The organism is Mucilaginibacter sp. P2_A5 (genome assembly GCF_056404995.1).
This window is the reverse complement of sequence record NZ_JBFUCY010000035.1, coordinates 22,133-42,898: the sequence shown is the minus strand read 5'-3', so window position 1 is coordinate 42,898 and position 20,766 is coordinate 22,133. Positions and strand designations below refer to the sequence as shown.

General features: G+C 45.9%; 15 protein-coding genes. 9 read left to right on the top strand and 6 right to left on the bottom strand.

Features of this window, described 5'->3' with window-relative positions; genetic code table 11:
• The first annotated feature begins 247 nt into the window (after positions 1 to 247).
• The 9 genes from AC1DXF_RS24540 (at position 248) to AC1DXF_RS24500 (ending at position 12,827) form a co-directional block, all read left to right on the top strand.
• Positions 248 to 3,568, top strand: a complete 3,321-nt coding sequence (locus tag AC1DXF_RS24540) for a SusC/RagA family TonB-linked outer membrane protein (RefSeq protein WP_477451342.1) — start codon at positions 248 to 250, stop codon at positions 3,566 to 3,568.
• Positions 3,569 to 3,586: 18 nt separating this feature from the next.
• Positions 3,587 to 5,419, top strand: coding sequence for a RagB/SusD family nutrient uptake outer membrane protein (locus AC1DXF_RS24535; RefSeq protein WP_477451341.1), 1,833 nt, complete (start codon positions 3,587 to 3,589; stop codon positions 5,417 to 5,419).
• A 199-nt stretch (positions 5,420 to 5,618) separates the two neighbouring features.
• Complete coding sequence (locus tag AC1DXF_RS24530; protein ID WP_477451340.1) at positions 5,619 to 5,768, top strand: hypothetical protein; 150 nt, start codon at positions 5,619 to 5,621, stop codon at positions 5,766 to 5,768.
• Between the two features lie 375 nt (positions 5,769 to 6,143).
• Positions 6,144 to 6,725, top strand: coding sequence for an RNA polymerase sigma factor (locus tag AC1DXF_RS24525; protein ID WP_477451339.1), 582 nt, complete (start codon positions 6,144 to 6,146; stop codon positions 6,723 to 6,725).
• A 1,310-nt stretch (positions 6,726 to 8,035) separates the two neighbouring features.
• Positions 8,036 to 9,709 carry an RICIN domain-containing protein gene (locus AC1DXF_RS24520; protein WP_477451338.1) on the top strand — a complete coding sequence of 558 codons (1,674 nt, stop codon included), beginning with the start codon at positions 8,036 to 8,038 and terminating at the stop codon, positions 9,707 to 9,709.
• Positions 9,710 to 9,998: 289 nt separating this feature from the next.
• Positions 9,999 to 11,030 (top strand): LacI family DNA-binding transcriptional regulator, encoded by a 1,032-nt coding sequence (locus tag AC1DXF_RS24515; RefSeq protein ID WP_477451337.1) that lies wholly within the window; start codon positions 9,999 to 10,001, stop codon positions 11,028 to 11,030.
• A 95-nt stretch (positions 11,031 to 11,125) separates the two neighbouring features.
• Positions 11,126 to 11,317 carry a hypothetical protein gene (locus AC1DXF_RS24510; protein ID WP_477451336.1) on the top strand — a complete coding sequence of 64 codons (192 nt, stop codon included), beginning with the start codon at positions 11,126 to 11,128 and terminating at the stop codon, positions 11,315 to 11,317.
• Positions 11,318 to 11,410: 93 nt separating this feature from the next.
• Entirely contained in the window at positions 11,411 to 11,854 is a 444-nt protein-coding gene (locus AC1DXF_RS24505; RefSeq protein ID WP_477451335.1) for a hypothetical protein, read from the top strand.
• Positions 11,855 to 12,044: 190 nt separating this feature from the next.
• Positions 12,045 to 12,827, top strand: coding sequence for a M15 family metallopeptidase (locus AC1DXF_RS24500; RefSeq protein ID WP_477451334.1), 783 nt, complete (start codon positions 12,045 to 12,047; stop codon positions 12,825 to 12,827).
• A gap of 720 nt (positions 12,828 to 13,547) precedes the next feature.
• Here the strand turns inward: AC1DXF_RS24500 and AC1DXF_RS24495 are convergent.
• The 6 genes from AC1DXF_RS24495 to rpiA all read right to left on the bottom strand — a co-directional run bounded on the left by AC1DXF_RS24495 (position 13,548) and on the right by rpiA (position 20,592).
• The gene (locus AC1DXF_RS24495) at positions 13,548 to 14,048 is read right to left on the bottom strand and encodes a transposase (RefSeq protein WP_477451369.1); all 501 of its coding nucleotides are present in this window, start codon (positions 14,046 to 14,048) and stop codon (positions 13,548 to 13,550) included.
• Positions 14,049 to 14,468: 420 nt separating this feature from the next.
• Positions 14,469 to 14,819: a hypothetical protein gene (locus AC1DXF_RS24490; protein ID WP_477451333.1), complete on the bottom strand. Its 351-nt coding sequence runs from the start codon at positions 14,817 to 14,819 to the stop codon at positions 14,469 to 14,471.
• Positions 14,820 to 15,651: 832 nt separating this feature from the next.
• Positions 15,652 to 16,212, bottom strand: a complete 561-nt coding sequence (gene efp / locus AC1DXF_RS24485) for an elongation factor P (RefSeq protein WP_090648241.1) — start codon at positions 16,210 to 16,212, stop codon at positions 15,652 to 15,654.
• 111 nt (positions 16,213 to 16,323) lie between these two features.
• Positions 16,324 to 17,136, bottom strand: coding sequence for a DUF4249 domain-containing protein (locus tag AC1DXF_RS24480; RefSeq protein ID WP_477451332.1), 813 nt, complete (start codon positions 17,134 to 17,136; stop codon positions 16,324 to 16,326).
• Between the two features lie 5 nt (positions 17,137 to 17,141).
• On the bottom strand, positions 17,142 to 19,466 hold the full coding sequence (locus AC1DXF_RS24475) for a TonB-dependent receptor (RefSeq protein ID WP_477451331.1): 2,325 nt from the start codon (positions 19,464 to 19,466) through the stop codon (positions 17,142 to 17,144).
• A 436-nt stretch (positions 19,467 to 19,902) separates the two neighbouring features.
• A complete protein-coding gene (rpiA, locus tag AC1DXF_RS24470; protein ID WP_477451330.1) occupies positions 19,903 to 20,592 on the bottom strand; it encodes a ribose 5-phosphate isomerase A in 690 nt (229 codons plus the stop codon).
• Positions 20,593 to 20,766: the final 174 nt, after the last annotated feature.

Below are 20,766 nucleotides of genomic sequence, written 5' to 3'. Positions count from 1 at the left end.
GTGTTCCGGTTCAAAGGATTTTAAGTGTAGTTTTTTCTGCTGATGCCCGCGCAATTTCAACGCCCCGGCGCTCCAATGAAATTTATGGTGTAATTGAAAAAAACTGGTGATAAAATGAGTATCCAACCGGTATTTCAATGTCTTTACTATACTAATTAATAGCCCGGGCAATAAAAATAAACCAATGAATTAAATGGCCGAAAGCCAGCATTAAATCAAAAATTATGAACAATAAAATCAATACTTTATGAATGTTTTTTACGAAACAAGACACCGGATACTACGGCTGTTTGCTGTACTTGTGTTAATTGCCTGCTGGGCAACAGCATCGGCCCAGAACAAACCCGTTACCGGTAAAATTATTGACGCCAGTACCGGCGAACCGGTTATAGGCGCCACCGTACTGGCTGTAGGCACATCAAACGGGGTAGCGGCTGATTTGAACGGTACTTTTAAAATCATAGTGCCCGCTAATGCATCACTGCAGTTCAAGAGCATTGGCTATACATCAGTTACCGTGGCGGCCGATTTTGATAAGCCAATGGTGATCAAACTGGAGCCATCAAACAAAGGCCTGGAAGAGGTGGTTGTGGTAGCCTATGGTCAGCAAAAACGTGCTACCGTTTCCGGCGCTGTTGCCACCGTATCCGCGAAGGCTTTCCAGGACAGGGGGCCGATCAATAACCCGCTTGAATCATTACAGGGGCAGGTTCCCGGCGTTGTGGTTACCCGCACATCTGCCCAGCCCGGCCGCGAAAACTGGAACTTCCAGATCCGCGGGGCCACATCTGTCAACAATCAGGATCCGCTTATTGTGCTGGATGGTGTAGCGCTGGTTAACAATGCCGAACTGAACTCCATCAATCCGAATGATATTGACAATATATCTTTCCTGAAAGATGCAGCTGCATCTATTTACGGAGCACGCGCGGCCTTTGGTGTAGTGCTTATCACCACCAAAAAAGCCAAATCAGGTAAAATGGATGTACAATATCTTTCCACTATATCGCAAAAGCGGCTTGGCCTTCAGCCTATCCTGATCAATAACCGGCAATGGGGCCAAAGTTTAAAAGAGGCATTAACCAACGATAACTATGGCGTGGCCCCTACCAACTATCTTTGGTACCAACTGGCCGACCTGGCCACCCATCCACCTGATTCCCTTTATATCGATATCACCAAATTACCAGGTTATGCCGGTTCGGCCAATGGCGTTTTATATAACGGTACACCGCTGCCATCATTTGGCGATGTTAAGGACTTTACCTTTTTTGATACCAACATGCAAAAAATGTTATGGGGAAATGCCACATCAACCCAGCAGGACCTAAGCTTTTCGGGCTCGGGCGATCGTGGCGGCTACAGGGTATCGTTAGGCTACCTTAACGATGGAAGCCAGTTAAAATGGGGTCTTAACGGAAACCAGCGTTATAACCTCCGTTTAAATCATAGCTATAAGTTTAGCGATAGGGTAAACCTGGAAACCAATATATCCCTTGAAAGGAATAATATACAGCAGCCTACGCTATATAGCTACGGCGGTTATAGTGCGCTAAGCAATTACGGCCAGCCTGGCTTGCCCGCTTTTACTTCAAAAGGACAACCCTACGCCTGGGGAACCGTTTACAGTGCCCCGGCACTGCTTAAATATGGCGGTGATAATAAAGAATCGAACAGCAGGGCCCTGTTAAATTCAACGTTTACCTACAATTTTGCCAAACACCTTACATTTACAGCTGTAACCGGTTATCATGTGTGGTACCAGGACAGCAGGATACAGCAAAAGCAGGTTCAGTTTTATAACTATGCCGGTAACCTGTTAATACAAACAAACCCTATAGCAGGCGGAAGCGGCGGAAGCAATACCTTTTATAACCGTAGTAATATTACCGAACCGTTTTATAACCTGGCAGGTCGGGTATCGTACGATAACGTGTTTAACAAGGTTCATGCGGTTGGGCTAATGCTCGGAAGTTCGTATGAACGCGATGAGTACAATTATTTTACCACGCGTACCTATAACCTGGGCAGTGACGACATCCCGTCGTTAGGAACGGGCGTTACCAGTGGCACCGCGGGTTTTGTAACCAATGGCGAAATCCAGAACCATCTTGCACTGGGCTCTTACTACGGTCGGGCAACTTATACCTACAATAGCAAATATAACCTGGAGGTGCAGGGCCGGTACGATGGCTCATCAAAATTTATTGACTACAAAAGGTGGAAATTATTTGGGTCGGTACTAGCCTCATGGCTGATATCCGAAGAATCATTTGTCAAAAACCTTAACATATTCTCAAGCCTTAAACTGCGGGCAAGTTATGGAACCACTGGTGCCCAGAGCGTGATTGGGAATTATGATTACCTGCAATCGCTTAACGTGAATACCGGCGGCGCGTTACTTGGCTCAAATCTGGCGACCTCTGTAACTACTACCGGAGACCTGGTTTCCCTCAACAGGACCTGGGAAACGGTAATTAAAAAGAACCTGGCATTGGATTTTGGCATTTTAAACGACCACCTTTCGGGCTCTTTTGACATTTACAGAAATGAAAACAATAACATGCTGCTTAACCAGCTGTATCCGGGCGTACTTGGTGCTAACGCGCCAAAACAAAACATCGGAACGTTACATACCTGGGGTTATGAGGGCAGTCTTACCTGGCGGTCAAACATTGGCAAACTAACCTACTCGGTTAGCGGTACAATTACCGATAACCGAAATAAGGTTGTTCATTATGGCGGGGCAAATGTTATTGGGCCAGGGTATAATAATGTTGTGGAAGGGTATCCCCTGGGATCGTATTTCGGCCTAAAATATGGTGGCAAACTCCAAACCCAGGCAGAAGTTGATGCTTATAACGCCCAATACGCGCCTACCGGAAGCACTAATAACGTAGGTCTTCCCATACCGTCGGCACTTGCCAACCCTGCCGGCCAGGTGAGCGGCCTACGCCCCGGCGATAATAAGTTTGTGGATGTTAATGGCGATGGTAAATTGAGTATAGGCGGCACCGCAGCCGATAAGGGCGACCTTGTTTACCTTGGATCGGATAACCCGAGGTACAGTTTCGGGTTTAACCTTGGTTTGCAGTGGAACGGTTTTGATTTTTACTCCATTTTCCAGGGAGTTGGTAAGCGGGCCGTGCTCCGCACCGGGTCATCAGCTAACTTCAGCGTGCCTTTCCTGTCCATTTTCCAGGGCCAGACAACTTCATACCTGGGCAATGTATGGTCGCCAGAAAACCCGGATGCTTATTATCCAAACCTGCATTCGGCGCAAAACAATGGTATCAACAACTATAATTATCAGCCATCAACCTGGCGTGTGCAAAACGGCGCTTATGTACGGCTTAAAAACGTGGTGCTTGGCTATACCATACCTAAAAGCCTGCTTGCCCATACCCATGCCATAAAAGGCCTGCGGATTTACTTTTCGGGCAGCGACCTGTGGGAGAAAACCTATATACATGACGGCTGGGACCCTGAAGTTACCCGGACAGTATCCGGTAACGAAAGGTACCCCTTTTACCGTTACATCACCCTTGGCGCAAACGTGACTTTTTAATTTAAAAAAAGATATCAAATGAAGACGAAATATATCAAGTTCATGTCGGTTATAGGGTTCGCCTTTGGCTTTACTGTAATGTCATGTAATAAAACACTGAATTTAAAGCCGCTTGACCAATTATCAGATGCGGCCTACTTCAAAACTCCTACAGATTATAAAACTTTTGCCAACCAGTATTACGGCTATCTTAAAAACTTCAGTACCGTTAACGGCTTGTCTGACAACCCACATTCCGACGGGCGTTCAGACCTGTTTGGGGGCGGCGGCGCTTACGGCTCGGGTACCAACATAGTACCCGTTACCGAGCCGGGCTTTGGTAACGCCGGAAACTGGAATGTTGATTATGGCAGGATCAGGGCTGCCAATTACCTGCTGGATAAGGCCGCATCTTACCCAAGGCCGGCTGAAATAGCCCAATATGTGGCCGAAGCAAAATTCTTCCGCGCCTATACCTATTTTGATCTTTTGCAGCAATATGGTGGTGTTCCCTTAATTACCAAACCCCTTGATCTTACTTCTCCCGAGTTGTTTGGCACCAGGGCCACCCGCGGCGAAATAGCCGATTTTATTATAACCGACCTGCAGGAAGCCATACCGGCCCTGCCAGTTTCGCTGGCCGCCAGCTCGGCAGATTTTGGCCGTGTAACCCAGATGGCTGCGCAGGCGTTTTTAGGCCGTGTTGCGCTTTACGAAGGTACATGGCAAAAATTCAGGTCGGGCGATGCGGCGCGGTATAATGCCTTGCTCGATAAATCTATAGCGGCAAGCGCTGCCGTTATGGCCAGTAACCAGTATGCATTGTTTGGCACAGTGGCTTCAAACGCGCTGGGCGGCAACAGTACCTTACTGGGCGACTCCTGCCTGAAATATTTATTCATACTTGAAAACATCAAATCAAATCCGGCGGGTATCACCAAAACTGCCAATCATGAATACATCCTTTCTACCCGGTACGATGACGTATTGAAGCCGATTAATGCATTTGTGAGCCGGAGCACCATGGCAACCGGTGTGGGGCAAAAATTTGTAAATATGTTTTTATGCACTGATGGGCTGCCGGTTGAAAAATCGCCGCAGTTTGGCGGCTTTCAAACCTATTTGTCGGAATTCCAGAATCGGGATAACCGGTTAAAATACAGCATTAAAATTACCTACCAGTATTACTGGTACAGCATAAATGGCCGTGTTAACTGGACCGGAGACGCCGCAGACAGGGCAAATTCCCTGGGGCCGGCAAAACCTTACGGCTATGGTAACCAAAAATGGATATCCGAAAGGCAAATGGTTGATGGCAAGGAATCGGAAGACTACCCGGTAATCCGCTACGCCGAAGTGCTTCTTAATTATGCCGAAGCGGTATATGAAAGAAACGGAATAATTTCGGATGGTGACCTTAATAAATCTGTAAACCTTGTCCGCCTGCGCTGCAACGCTACCAATGGCATGCCGGGGCTTACCAACGCACTGGTGAGTACCAACAACCTGGATATGCGCACCGAGATAAGAAGAGAGCGTACGATAGAACTTTATGACGAAGATTTTAGATTTGACGACATCAAACGCTGGCACAGCGGTACAACAGACCTGGTAACTAATATAGGCGGTACCGCTTATGACAATGCTGCCGGTTTTGTAAGCCCATGGCCGGTATCATATAAATATACCGGTACCCAGGCCGAATTAGGCCCGGATGCTGTAAAGCCTGTGCCAACGAACGCCAAAGATGCCAATGGCAACCTGATCATCGATCAAACTGCCAGGTTATTTGCCGAAAAAAATTATTTATACCCCCTTCCATCCCAACAACTAACGTTAAACCCAAAACTAACCCAAAATCCGGGTTGGTAACTGAGTTGCGGGGGCCATGCCCCCGCAACCTTTTAATGACAACTAATGCAGATTTACGGTGATTATATAAAACCGGTTGATTAATTTTACATATAATGCCATTTATTCAACAGCATAACGTGATGAATAGATACAAAAGAATGATAAGGGTTAAACCAATTGCCGGATAAGCCTTTCCGGTCCCTAAACAGATTTTAAGATGGAGAAAAAGAAACCGGACGAATTTGAACCAGCTTTCCACATCAGGAAACCCGAGGTTAACCAGCTCCGGATTAAGCGGCACTGGGAATCAATTTTACCCTTGCTTAAACAAAAAAAGGATCCGCCTGCTCCTAAAGGAAAGCCTTGAGCTGCTCCTGATTTCATACACAATCTGCTGCCCGTATTCCCAGTCCCTCCATACCCGTTTCCCCAATAGTTTGATACTTCGCCAGCCATCATAACAAGCTTGCTGAGTGCCTTGTGCGCTAAGTTAGGGCTGAATTGCCCCTGTATATCCAAAAAACGCTACTAAACCGGTTTTTAAGGCCTTTTTGGCTGGTTTACGTCTGTTAGTTGGTTGTTTTATAGCCTTTCTGTCGCCCAAAATCCACCCATATTAGCTGCTGTAAACCAATTATCCGGCAACCGAAAATGGCCCGGGCCGATTTTTTTCAGCCTGAATTTTTTCAGCCGTTTTTCGGGAGTGGTGGTAACTAATATCAATTATAACCAAGCATTTTTTATGAACAAGAATGACCAGTTAGCTATACGTTGGGAAAAAACCCGGCAGGGCGATGTCAGTGAATTCGGGGCTATTCACCATGAGCTGTACCCGCTGCTTTATCATTACCTGCTGAAAATTACCCGCGACGAAATTGTATCAGAAGACCTCCTTCAGGAACTGTTTATAAAAATGTGGGAACGTAAGGAAAGGCTTGGCCCCATACATAATGTGAAGGTGTACTTTTTTAAGGCGGCACGGTCCCTTGCGCTCAATTATTTTAAGCGCCAAAAAAATCATTTACCAATAACCGACGACCAACGCGAAATTGACCTTGCTTTTTCGCAGGAAGAAATTTGGGTGAACAGCGAAAATGACCTGGAATTTAACAGGCTGCTCACCGTTGCCCTTAATGCATTGCCCAAAAGGCAAAAAGAAATGGTTTTTTTGAAATATTTTGACGGATGGACCTACGAACAGATAGCCGAAGTAACCGGTATAAATTACCAATCGGTAGTAAACCACATACATCGGGCTATGCAGCAATTGCGCAATAACCTGGTGTATGATAAACGGGTACAATCCTGCCGTGTGGCGGTTTAAACGCGGTCTTTAGATATAATATCTGCCAGTGTCTGAAGGAGAGGAGAACGCTTATTCTTTTGCTTTTTCATTTCCGCCGGAAATCATAGGTGTATTCAGAGCGTCCCCGCAGGGTCTCTTTGAAAAAGGACCCAGCGGTTACAAAGCCGGTCATAATCCCGAAGCCACGTTGATGCGAGATGATCGGGTACCTTCTGTCCCCGCGGGGTCTCTTTGAAAAAGGACCCAGCGGTTACAAAACCGGTCATAATCCCGAAGCCACGTTGATGCGAGATGATCGGGTACCTCAGGGTCCTCTACCGAGAGACCCTGAGGGGACGGTGTGATGCTATGCACCTTGACTTTTCAAATATCCCCGTCCCGTCCCGCGGGGTCTCTTTGAAAAAGGACCCAGCGGTTACAAAGCCGGTTCTGTCCCTGCGGGGTCTCTTTGAAAAAGGACCCAGCGGTTACAAAACCGGTCATAATCCCGAAGCCGCGTTGATGCGAGATGATCGGGTACCTCAGGGTCCTCTACCGAGAGACCCCGAGGGAACGGTGTGATGCTATGCACCTTGATCCTTCAAATATACCCGTTAGAGACACTAAGATAACTTCTTTATTTTCCCGTCCCCGCGGGGTCTCTTTGAAAAAGGACCCAGCGGTTACAAAGCCGGTCATAATTCCGAAGCCACGTTGATGCGAGATGATCGGGTACCTCATGGTCCTCTACCGAGAGACCCTGAGGGGACGATGTGATGCTATGCACCTTGATTCTTCAAATATCCCCGTTAGGGACACTAAGATAACTTCTTTATTTTCCCGTCCCCGCGGGGTCTCTTTGAAAAAGGACCCAGCGGTTACAAAGCCGGTCATAATCCCGAAGCCACGTTGATGCGAGATGATCGGGTACCTCAGGGTCCTCTACCGAGAGACCCTGAGGGAACGGAAACGGGTGCAGTCATGCCGTGTGGCGGTTTAAACGCGGTCTGTAGATACAATATCTGCCAGTGTCTGAAAGGAGAGGAGAGCGCTTATTCTTTTGCTTTTTCATTTCCGCCGGAAATCATTTATCCGCAGCACTACGTTTTTTTTCTCCCAAACTTAACTATTGATTAATCTGTAACCTCTTTTTGGTTAATCATCCCCCTTCCGCAGAAGTTTATATAACAGAGATTTGTACTCAGTTACTAACCATCTGCCATTATAAACCCAATGCTGCCCTGTTTGGGGAAGCCTTTAATTGTGATACAACCTCACGGTTACTGCTGTGCTATCGCGGCTGATGCTTACATGCAATTAATTAAACCAATAATACTTAATCATTTATTATGAAATCAAAATTGCTATTACTGTTTTGTTTTTTTTGCCTGCTTCCTTTCTGGAGCTGCAGGAAATCAGCAAGCCCGGCCGCAACTATTGCAGACAGTGTTAAAACGGGAAAATCGTCAAAATTAAAGGTTGCCGCCATCAGCCCTTTTGTTCATCCGGGCCTGCTGCACACCGAGGCCGATTTTATCCGCATGCAAACCATGGTATCGGCAGGTACCGAACCCTGGCTTTCGGGCTGGAACAAGCTTACCGCAAACTCCCACTCCTCATCAACTTATGTGATGAAAGGACCGGTAGATACCGTATACAGGGGTTCCGGCTCGCCCGAAAATTATTCTAAACTATACAACGATGTGGCGGCAGCGTATCAAAACGCCCTGCGTTGGAAAATTAATGGCGATGTGGCCTGCGGCAATAATGCCGTGGCTATTATGAACGCCTGGTCGGCCACGCTTAAAGCGGTATCGGGCAGTGCCGACAGGTGGCTGGCCGCCGGTATTTATGGTTATGAGTTTGCCAATGCCGCCGAAATTATGCGCTCATACAGCGGTTGGGCGCCGGCCGACTTTGCCAGGTTTCAAACCATGATGCTCACTGTATTTTATCCCATGAACCACGATTTCCTGGTAAGGCATAACGGTGCCTGTATTACCAATTACTGGGCAAACTGGGACCTTTGCAGCATGGCTTCCATCCTGTCTATCGGCATCCTGTGCGACGATGCCGCCAAGTACAACGAGGCCGTTACTTATTTTAAAACCGGCGCGGGCAACGGCGCTATCGATCATGCCGTACCTTTCTTATACACAGGCGGCCTTGGCCAGGGCCAGGAAAGCGGCCGCGACCAGGGCCACCAGTGCCTTGATATTGCCCTGCTTGGCCCGTTTTGCCAAATGGCCTTTAACCAGGGCGACGACCTGTTTGGTTACGAAAGCAACAAAGCACTGGCCGTAAGCGAGTATACAGCCAGCTATAACCTGGGCAATACTGTACCGTTTACAACTTACAACTGGGGCAGCGGCACTACCTGCGCGGCAAATTCGCAAACGGTAATTTCAGAGTCGGGTAGGGGCAATATCCGTCCGTCGTGGGAGTTGATCTATAACCATTTTGCTAACGTGACCGGGGTTACTGCCACCTATAGCGCCCAGTATGCCGGCAACATGAGGCCCGAAGGCGGTGGTGGTGACTATGGCAGCACAAGCGGTGGGTACGATCAGCTGGGCTTTGGCACCCTCACGTTTACAACACCTACACAGCCTATCGCCAATGGTACCTATCACCTCCTGAACCGGGCAAGCGGCAAATACCTGGATAACCTGGGCGCCACCACCAACGCCGCAAATGTAGGGCAATGGGCCAGCAGTACTTCCGGCAATCAAAAATGGGCGCTATCCTATAGCGGCGGGTATTACAAGTTAACCTGCATATCCAGTAGTAAATGTTTGGATAGCAATGCCAATACTGCCGATGGCTCCAATGTTACCCAATGGTCAAGCGGAACATCGCCAAACCAGCAGTGGGTAATTGTGCCGGTGGGCTCATATTACAAAGTAGTAAACCGTACCAACGGTAAATGCCTTGATACCGGCGGTGGTACCGCCAATGGCTCCATTATGCAATTTTGGGGCAGCAACAGCAGCCTTAATCAGCAATGGTCTATTGTGCCGTGAGTGGTTAGTAGTGAGTGGTGAGTAGTGAGTAGTAATGAGTGGTGAGTTGTGAGTGGGATTGTGGGGGTGAGCTGGAGAACTGACGGTCTAAGTATCAAGCCTTTTTTTGTCTTTGACTTCAGATTTCCGGCTCGAGCCCACTTCTGCCCTCGATACTCGGCCCCCCGAACCTCGAACCCCAACCCTCGAACCTCAGAATTATTGAGTATAAAAACCGTGGTTGGTTGTCATTGCATCAGGTAGTTTAACTTTTAAACTGATTAACCATTGTAACCTGCTGTTAAACCTGATGAAAAAATTAGTTATAAAAGATATTGCCGAACAATTACAGGTGTCGAAGTCCACTATTTCATTTGTTTTGAACGGTAAAGCCCGGCAGCATGGCATTAGTATTAAGCTGGAGAATAAAATATTAAAATATGTTGAAAAGGTAGGTTACCAGCCAAGCCGGATTGCCGTGGGGCTTAGTACCGGCAAAAGCAAAACAATCGGGATGCTTGTTGAGGATATTTCTGACCCGTTTTTCTCTTCAATCGCCCGCATTGTTGAGCGGTCGGCCCTCTCATCGGGTTACCGGGTTATTTATGGCAGTACCGAAAATGACACCGTACAGGCCATCGACCTGTTGCAGGCTTTCCGCAACCATAATGTAGATGGCTATATTATTGCGCCGCCGCCCGGGATAGAAAATCATATCCAGGAACTGATAACCGACGGCTTTCCCGTTGTTGTATTTGACCGCGACCTGCCCGGCCTTAACTGCGATAAGGTGCTGATTGATAACTTCAGCGGCGCTTTGCAGGCTGTAGAGCACCTGGTGGCCCGGCAGTTTAAAAATATTGCCATGGTTACCCTGTTATCAAGGCAAAACCAGATGGAAGAGCGTACCAACGGCTATTTAAAGGCGATAGATGATGCGGGACTGGCTAAAAAGATTAAACAAATTCCCTACGACCTGGAAAAGGCAAAATGTGTCGAGGTGATCAGGAAGTTTTTAGCAGGCCAAAAAACTATCGATGCCATATTTTTTTCGACCAACTATCTTGCCCTGAGCGGCATAGAAGCCATCAGGCAACTTGGGCTGCGGGTTGCCAAAGATATAGGCATTATTGTTTTTGATGATAACACCAATTTCGAATTATTCAGCCCCTCCATTTCCGCCGTTGCCCAGCCTGTAAAACAAATAGGCGAGCAGGTAACCCAAATAATGCTGAACCGCCTGCAATCAAACATCCCGGCCGGTTTTGAGCGTGTAGTTTTAAAAACCAGGCTAATAGCCAGGGAATCGACAGTAAACCAGGTACCAGCGCTCGTTAAATAGCACCGGCACAGGAAAATGCCCATCGTTACCAAATCCCTTACCCGCGTTAACAGACATTTTTTTTGACTTTTGAATTTTGACTTTTAACTTAAATCATGGCGTACGCCGCCGATAGAAGCGGCGCCAGGCTTTTTGTTCATACTGCACAGGCCTTATCCACATTGGCCGGTATCCACGTCAATCCTTTACGCGGGCTGCGGGTATACAAAAACTCCCCGATGCAATTAAACATCCGGGAGTTTTGTAGCCATGGCAAGCAGCGGCAAAAAAATAGTTATAAACTTTAGGCATAGCCGTTAGGAATTTGCTTTTTAACCTGATTTCTGTTAGCTTTAAACAGAGCTTAAACCTACTGCCTGAACTATCATAAAAAAAGTATCATGAAAAAAATTTTAATGAGCGCGGTTGCCTTAACGGTTTTCTCGCTGTCGATCATCTTATTTCAAATAAGTTGTAAAAAAGACGTCCTTGCCGATGTAACGCCAGGTCCATCGTCTATCAAGGGACTGTGGATTGGCACTTATACCACTGATACGCATCCCGACCTTGGCGAGCAGTATTTCAGTTTGATTATTAAGCCGGACGGCACCATGATTGCCGACACCAAGGGCGATGCGCAGCAGCATTTGGCCCCCGGTACCTGGACGTTAAAAGCCGACACCCTTACCTGTACCTTTACCTGTGTTTATGGAATTGCATCCAATATCGGGGTAACCGAAACTGCCGTTGCCGTTTGGGATAAAACTACCAAATTACACGGTATATGGAAAAATTCACCTACCCCTATCGGATCAGGAACTATTACTTTGACAAAAGTTAACTGAGGTTAGGTTTGAGATTCTTTGATCTTGTTTAAAAATGGTGTTAGTCCGCAACCAAGTTAATTCTTTGTCCGGTGGTTCTTCTTAAATACGTAAAACTACCTGCGTAAATACCGTATTTTAACGGGCATTATAAGCAAATGCGTTATCGATATTTATTAAAAATATCATCATAACCTTAAAGCGAATTAACATGCCCGCATTACCTCTTATCAAACTGAACAGCAAAGGCCAGGCTGTAGAAAACTGGCAGGACTTTTTAATCGGACAGGATTTATTAGATGAACCTTCTGACGGAGATTTCGGCCCTTTAACTTTAGCTGCCACCATCGAGTTTCAAAAAAACGCGGGCCTGCAGCCCGACGGCGTAGTTGGCAATAAAACCTATGGCGCCGCCATGCAAATTGGTTTTAACGGCGTACACGACGACCGCACAGGCAAAGAAGGCGCCGACTGGCCGCCAAAGCCCGATTTTAGTCCATTAGTAAGCAACGCCCAGCGCCAGGCTATTTTTGGCGAATTTAAATTTGTGGCCGATCCGCGGCCGGGCGATAAAGAACACATCAGGGTAACTGATAACTGGGCAAAGGATAATATTATTATGGTACCGGTACCGCAATTAAGAAACATTAGCGGCGATACACATATTCAGTTTCATAAACTGGGGGCCAGCCAGCTCATTAAACTCTGGGCCGATTGGGAGGCAGCAGGTTTGCTCCACCTGATCCTTATTTGGGACGGATCATACAATCCAAGGTTTGTGAGGGGCAGCACTAAAACTTTAAGTAACCATGCCTTTGGGTCGGCATTTGATATCAACGCAAAATGGAACGCCTTCGGTTCGCAACCTGCATTGGTAGGCCAAAAAGGATGTGTGCGGGAACTGGTGACCATAGCCAACGCCAACGGTTTTTATTGGGGAGGACATTTTACCAAACCGGACGGAATGCACTTTGAAGTGGCCCGTATCCTGTAGTGATTGTTTTTGAGTAGTAAGTATTTAGTATCAAGTATTTAGTATCAAGTATCAAGACAAAAAACTATGTCGGTTGTCCATCAGATAAATCTAAAAAAAAGGGAGAAGACTCGCGACTTAATATAGTTAAATCAACGTACTAAACTACCGTCATTGCGAGGCACGAAGCAATCCCCAACTATGTGGGACTTAACATGTAGGGGATTGCGTCGTGCCTTATGATGATACAGTTGTAAGGTATTGATTATCAGGTAGTTTTTTTAATGTATAGACGCATAATTGCGTCTCTCCCATGCAAATCACACTTGCAAATCACGAACGCAAATCGGCCTTGCAAATTTTGAATATCCCGCGGGAGACTACAACCCCATTTGCCGCCAGGTTATTACTGTTTTTCCAGCTCGGCTGGTGGGCACTCGCAATGACGGATATTCGATATTGGTAATCAAACACTTGTGCTAAGGGGGACGCCACCCCTAAACCCTCGCAAACCACTTTCCGTTAAATTTATAAACAACCCGCTTGCTGCCAACTTTCCCATCATCCGATACTACAGGCATCGAAATGGTGCCCGAGGCTTTTCTCGTCCCCGCGGGGTCTCTCGGTAGAGGACCCAGCGGTTGTACAAAGCCGGTCGTGATCCCAAAACCGCGTTGTTGCGAGATGATTGGATACCTCAGGGTCCTTTTTCAAAGAGACCCCGAGGGGACGGAAATCGGATTAAAAGTTGATGGGTTTCACGCAGTCAGTATCTATCCAAAAGTCGCGGTAATCGGTTATCTCCACAAAATCATGCGGTTTCTCAAAGTGGTAGAATGCAGCGCTACTGTGCGGGTAGTCGGTAAAGTCGGCACATAAATTCCACTTGCCGCTCACAGGGTTGTGGTGGATGTAATCTATTTTTTGATACAAAAAGGCCGTAGTGAAAATCGGCTTTGCATCAAACGAAGGCTCAAATGCTTTGTGCAATTGTCCTTTGGCTTTGTCGCGGTTGGTACAACCGGAGGAAAGTTGATTGAGGATAATGATGTTATTTGCTGATGTTAATCTTGCTACGAGTTCATAAGCCATAAAGCGTTTGCCGTTGCTCATAACCTTATTAAGGTCAATACCTGTATCCGGTGTTCGCACGATGATATGCACATGGTTGGGCATTATCACAAAGGCGTGGGTTTTTATATTGTATTTGTCGGCAATGAGTTTAAGCCATTTGTATACTATATCATAGGATTGTGTGATTTCAAACAGGGGATCCAGTTGAAGCAGGTAAATGAAATAAACCAGGTATCGTGTTCCTGTTCGTGTTTAGTTCTGACGGCCATACGTAAATATACAAACATTTGGGAACCTCAGGGTCCTTTTTCAAAGAGACCCCGAGGGGACGGTGTGAGTCTCCATCCCTCGTCCCCGCGGGGTCTCTCGGTAGAGGACCCCGCGGTCGTACAATACCGGTCGTAATCCCAAAGCCGCGTTGATGCGAGGTGATCGGGAACCTCAGGGTCCTTTTTCAAAGAGACCCCGAGGGGACGGTGTGAGTGAATTTCCGGTTGTAATCCCAAAGCCGCGTTGATGCGAGGTGATCGGGAACCTCAGGGTCCTTTTTCAAAGAGACCCCGAGGGGACGGAAGGGGGCCACATGCCTTAATCAAACAAAGGCTTGCGAATACTTTGGGTACAGGTTATTTGGCCGTTCCGGTCTGTGTCAAAAACCAGGTATTTGCCATTCATTATTTTAATCTCAAACTTTTTTTGCTTTCTATGATAACGCAAATGTATTTCGACTTTATCCGGGTTCAGGCTAATGGGACTTACTGTTTTAGACTGGGAAGTGGAAATAAAATACTTTTCTTTTTTCTGTATTACAGTTATCCAAACATTTGTTAAGCCATATGAATTATTGTTTTTTAAAATTGCTTTTTTTAAAATGAGCGAGTCATTTATAGTTAAATCTACTTTGTCATTTTTAAAATATTCCCCAAATTTAATATCCAAAAAGGTAATACTACTGTCGGGCCGCACGTCCTGAGCTTTGCAATTTTGTAATAAAAAAATGAATAAAATGAAGCTAATTACCCCGACTACCCTCATTAAGCTTACCTTTTTCATAAGAGGATACACCGGTTGTCGTGCTCCTGTTTGTGTTTAGTTCTGACGGCCATACGTAAATATACAAACATTTGGGAGCCCAAGGGTACCGTACCTGGAAACCCGAGCAGAAGGGAAACGGCAGTCTCGTGTTTTGTCCACCAATAGGAGGGTGGCATTCCGTCCCCGCGGCGGTAGAGGACCCAGCGGTTGTATAAGGCCGGTCGTAATCCCGAAACCGCGTTGATGCGAGATGATAGGGTACCTCTGGGTCCTTTTTCAAAGAGACCCTGAGGGGACGGAGACCAATTTTTAGCTTCTCCTGTAATTTGCCACAATGTTGTTTTGTAACCGTTTTCGCGTTAAGGACTGAAATAGATACCGGCCGGGGAGAGGGCCTGAGCGTCGGCCGCGCCTAAGGCCTTGTGCGCGTATGAATGTAAGGCCTGGCCCCAACTTCTACCGGTTGGGGAAACGCCCATAGCTTTTTTTGGTATGATTGTGCGCTGTAGAAAATGCTTTGAAAAAAATGTAAATTTTTTGAAATTTTTTGCAAAAAACTAAGCTAAAATTGATCTTTTTTGCTTGTTTTTTGCAGTATTTTGATGTTTTTTACCATCATTCCTGCATGGGGGAATAAAAAAAAAGGGTGTCCGGGAAAGAGATTTGTAGTTGATTTTATCCTCCCCGAACACCCAACCAGGCTCGCCCAAAAGCGAACACCTGTACAGTTCATTTATTATTTTACGCGCTCGATATATTCGCCGGTGCGGGTATCTACTTTTACTTTATCGCCCTGGTTGATGAACAATGGTACTTTTATTTCAACACCATTTTCAGTAGTTGCCGCTTTTAATGCACCCGATGATGTATCGCCTTTAACGGCCGGCTCAGAGTAGGTAATTTCCAGCTCAACAAAGTTGGGCGCCTGGGCCATAATAGGTTCTTCACTCTCGATGGAAACGATCACATTCATCCCTTCCTTTAAAAATCTTGCCGATGGGCCAAATAACGATTTTGGGATACTTAGCTGATCATAGGTGGTATTATCCATGATCACCATGTAATCGCCTTCCTCATAAAGGTATTGGTAATCATTGGTTTCCACACGGCAAATTTCAACCTGTTCGTCGGTTGCTAAACGGGCCTCCACAATTTTTCCGGTTTTTATGTTGCGAAATTTATCTAAGTAGAAAGCTCCGCCTTTACCGGGTGTACGATGCAGTACTTCGGTAACTGTTACCAATTCGCCGTTGTAGCGTAAAATGTTTCCTACTTTAATTTCAGATGCCTTTGCCATGAAAATATAATTATAAAATTTTGTGCGCAAAGATATACGCTTTTTTGAGTATTACGTACTTAAGCCCCCTCTAAATCTCCCCCGGTAGGGGAGACTTACCTGTGAGCTTGATTATTTAACCACAATGGTTTTGCTTTGGGTGGTATGCGCGCTAAAATAGCCCAAAACTGTTGGCGTGATGTTGCTTGGCGGGTCGGCCGGGGTAACACCGCCGCCGGGGCCGTTATCGCCTTGCTGCATCAGGGTAAACCAGTAGGTATAAACAGGTTTATCGATGCACTGCATTTCGACGGTTACGGTATCGCCGGCGTAGATGCCAAAATCAGGGTCGCTGTTGTTATCTGTCCGCAAATCGATACTCACGGTGCGTCCGTCGTTAAAATCATCATTGAAGGCGTAAATGGTTTTAACCTGAACGTTGTTTACAAACATTACAAAGCGGTACTGGTTTACTGTACCTGCCGGGTCCTGGTAATGAACGGTAATATTCTTTTTATGCTTGCTGCTGTTAAATTCATCGTTTTTTGATGTTAGTGAATCTAACGTAATTGGTGTAGGCATCGGCGAAGTGGCTTTATAGGTTTTTGAATTGCTTGTTACCGTCATCGTGTAGCTGTTGCCAGGTATGCCGGTAAGCGTACCGGTAGTATAAGTGCCTGGCGTACTTTCTGCAAACGGATAGCTTTTGCCGGTTTGGTCGGTTACAGTAACGGTGGCGCCGGTAACCGGGGGATAGGTGTTGATATTGGAAACAGGTACATTCTGACTAAGCTGTATGGTTTGCGGCCCGGTTGCGTTGGTAATGTTGCCTTCAATAACCAGTTTGCCGGTATTGTTGCCCAGGTTAAGATCGATAACTTTGGTACACGAGCAAATGAGCGGTAAAGCCAATAAAAGTATGATATAGGGTTTGAATGTTTTCATAAGGGTTAAAATTTAAAGTTCCAGGTGATTGACGGTATCTGGGTGGCAAAAATACTGGTCTCCGCAGCCTCTGTTGTATTTGGGCTGGTTTTGCTATCGCGGAAGGTGATACTGTACGGATCGCGGTGGGCATATACGTTGTAGATACTGAAGGTCCAGCTGGAGTGGTATCGTTTGTGTTGTTTGCCTTCTAACGTGGCGCCAATGTCAAGCCGGTTGTTTGCCGGTTTACGATAGCCGTTGCGTTCCGAGTACGAGAAAGTGGTAAGCCCGCCAACATTATATTTGCCTGTTGGGTAGGTAACGGCGCTACCGGTTTGGTAAATAAACGAGCTTGAAAAAGATAAACGTTTGGTAAGCTGGTAAATGCCAACCACCGATAGGTCATGCGTACGGTCTTGCCTTGATGGATAGTACCGGCCGTTGTTGATAGCTGCAAACTTATTCTCGGTACGCGATAGGGTATAACCTATCCAGCCGTTAAACCTGCCATATTTTTTCTTCAAAAACAACTCAACACCATAGGCCCGGCCCGAGCCGTAGGTGAGCAGCGATTCCACATCCTGGTTGGCTATCAGCTGTGCGCCGTCTTTATAGTCAATTTGGTTTTGCAGCCACTTGTAATACAATTCGGCCGAAAACTCAAACAGGTTATCTTTAAAATTGCGGAACCATCCGGCTGATACCTGGTCGGCAATTTCGGGTTTGATATTGTTGCTGCTCATCACATAAAGGTCGGTTGGCGAACTGGTGGTAGAGTTGGTGAGCAGGTGTATATTTTGCGTATTGCGGTTATACGACACCTTAACCGAACTGGCATCACTCAACTGGTAACCGGCAGATAACCGTGGCTCCAGGTTGAGGTAGCTTTTGACAGTTGAGCCTGATCCATATTTTGCAGAATCTATAGCTTTGCCGGCGGCATCGTAAGATTTAAAAGTACCAGGCCCAATGAGAGAAAAGGCGCTTAGCCGCAAGCCATACAATACGCTTAGTTTATCGCTAACTTTCCAGTCATCGCTAATGTAGGCCGAGTTTTCGTAACCAAACCTTTTTTCAATGCTTTTGGCATTAAAACTGGACGAAGCATCGGTAGTGATATCACCGGGCGCTATGCTGTGGTGCAATATGTTGATGCCGAATTTAAGCCGGTGCTCGTTATTAACCGCGTATTGCAGATCTTCTTTCAGGTTAAAGTCGGTGATTTGCGAGGTAGCCTTAAAGCTGTTATCGCTCAAAAAACTTTGGACTGCATAATTATAATTACTAAAAACTACCGAGGTGTTGGAAAATAGTTTGTTGCTAAAAATATGGTTAAACCTTACAGTACCTGTGGCGTTGCCCCAGTTGGTGCCAAAAAGGTTTTTAAGCCCCAGCACGTCTTTCCCAAAATAGCCCGACAGAAAAATAGTGTTGTGGTCATCAAAATGGTAATTCGCTTTGGCGTTAAGGTCATAAAAATAAAGCTTGCTGCCTTTGATGGTCGAATCTTTGGATGCCTTTAAAAAGAAATCGATGTAAGTACGCCGGGCGCTTATCATGAATGAGCCTTTGTCTTTAACCAACGGTCCTTCTACTTTAAGTCGCGATGCGATGAGGCCCAGGCCGCCCTGAACGGTGAAATCCTTGTTATTACCATCGTTCATCTTGATATCCAGCACCGACGACAGGCGGCCGCCATATTCGGCAGGCATTCCGCCTTTATACAGGCTTACGTCTTTTATGGCGTCGGAATTAAAGGTGGAAAAAAAGCCAAACAAGTGCGATGCGTTATACACCGTAGCCTCATCAAGCATAATCAGGTTTTGGTCGGACGCCCCGCCCCGCACATAAAAACCAGAGTTTCCTTCGCCTCCCGATTTTACACCCGGCATCAGGGTTATTGTTTTTAAAATGTCTTTTTCGCCCAATACTACCGGTACCTGGTTAATTTGAGCCATATTTAATCGCTCAACCCCCATTTGTGGCGAGGCTATCTGGTCGTTATTGGGCCGGTTGGCATTGATAACCACTTCCTGTAATTCACTTTTTTGCGACAGGGAAATGTTGATAGGCAGATCATGCTGAAGCGAAACCTGTTTTACAGCGGTTTCATAACCTATGTAACTAAACAGCAACGTATATGAGCCATCGGGCACAGCCAGGGAGTAGAAACCATAATTGTTGGTGGCGGTACCCACCGACGAGAGTTCTTTAATCCTGACAGACGCGCCAATAAGTGTTTCGCCGGTTGCAGCATCCTTGATGGTGCCGCTAATGACATGCCTTTTTTGAGCAAAGGCCGATAAGGTGCATAATGAAAATAGAAAAACAAGTAGTGATTTGATCATGTAAAATGTTTTAAACAGGATAATCTGATGCTGCTAATAGCTGGCCTTCCTTCGAATATTGGTCGACGGGAAGCGTGGGCCATCTACTTCTTTAGACGATCGATGAGTAAAAACATTTCAAGACGGCGCAAAAATATTTATGAAGTTGCGTATTAGCTCGGAGCCAGGTAAAAAGGTCGCCTTGCAAACTGCCCGCTGTCCACTGAAAGCCACCCCAACTGCGTCATATTTACACAATAATAGTAGAAGTATTTCCACAGGTTAATAAAAATAAAGTGCCGTTTTATTTATTTTAATCAATATGTAACCATTGGTACTGTTATTGAGTATAAATTAATATCCTTCTCAAAGGATTGTTTTTCATAGGTAGATGTAGGGCCGATCAAAAAACTGCGAGAGTTTTTCGGCCCTTTTTTATTTTATACACATTTGCCGGTTATCGAACGGACTCGATAATCTTAATCCCATCTTCCCCTGCAATTATGGCCTTGGTTGCCATTCCATAAAATAATGAGTGCTCAACAATACCCGGCATCATTTTTACCTTGGTGTTTAACTCACCCAGTGGTAAAAGATCCGAAAAAAAAATATCAACCAGCATATTACCGTTATCTGATATCAACGCACCATCTTTCTGGCTACTCATGCGCTGATTAATTTTGGCACCCGGAAAATCTGACGCCAGGCGTTTTAATACGATTTGCAGGGCGGCGGGTAAAACTTCAATAACCAGGGGGTACGTGGTATCCAGCTTATCCGTATATTTTCCAGCATCGCCAATTAGTATAAACTCATGGGCCATGGATGCAAGCATCTTTTCGGTAGTGTGGATGCCGCCGCCGCTTTTAAGGGCATTTAGCTGGGCATCAAACTGATCGCACCCATCAAAATAAATATCAAGGCGGTTTAACAGTGCTGGCGCCATTACCCTTAAACCGTTTTGGGCAAGCATAGCTACAGTTTTAAAAGATGATGATGTGAAGGTAACCGATGCCGCAAGTTCATCATCAGCGGCTGCCAGGGTAACCAGGTGGGCAATAGTACTGCCGGCCCCTAAACCTACGGTTTGATGTGGTTTAATAAATTTTACAGCTGCTTTTGCCGCCTCAAGTTTTAAATCGTTCATAGCGAAAAAAGAAGAGTCAAGAATTAAGATTGAAAACAATAATAGCATAATTTATACTTAATTTTAACAATTAAACTTCAAATAAAATCGCAAACTTTTGTCTTTATTTGATATTTTGCGCTTATCTTGACTCTTGTATCTTAATATATCCTTAAATTTAAATTAATATCATTG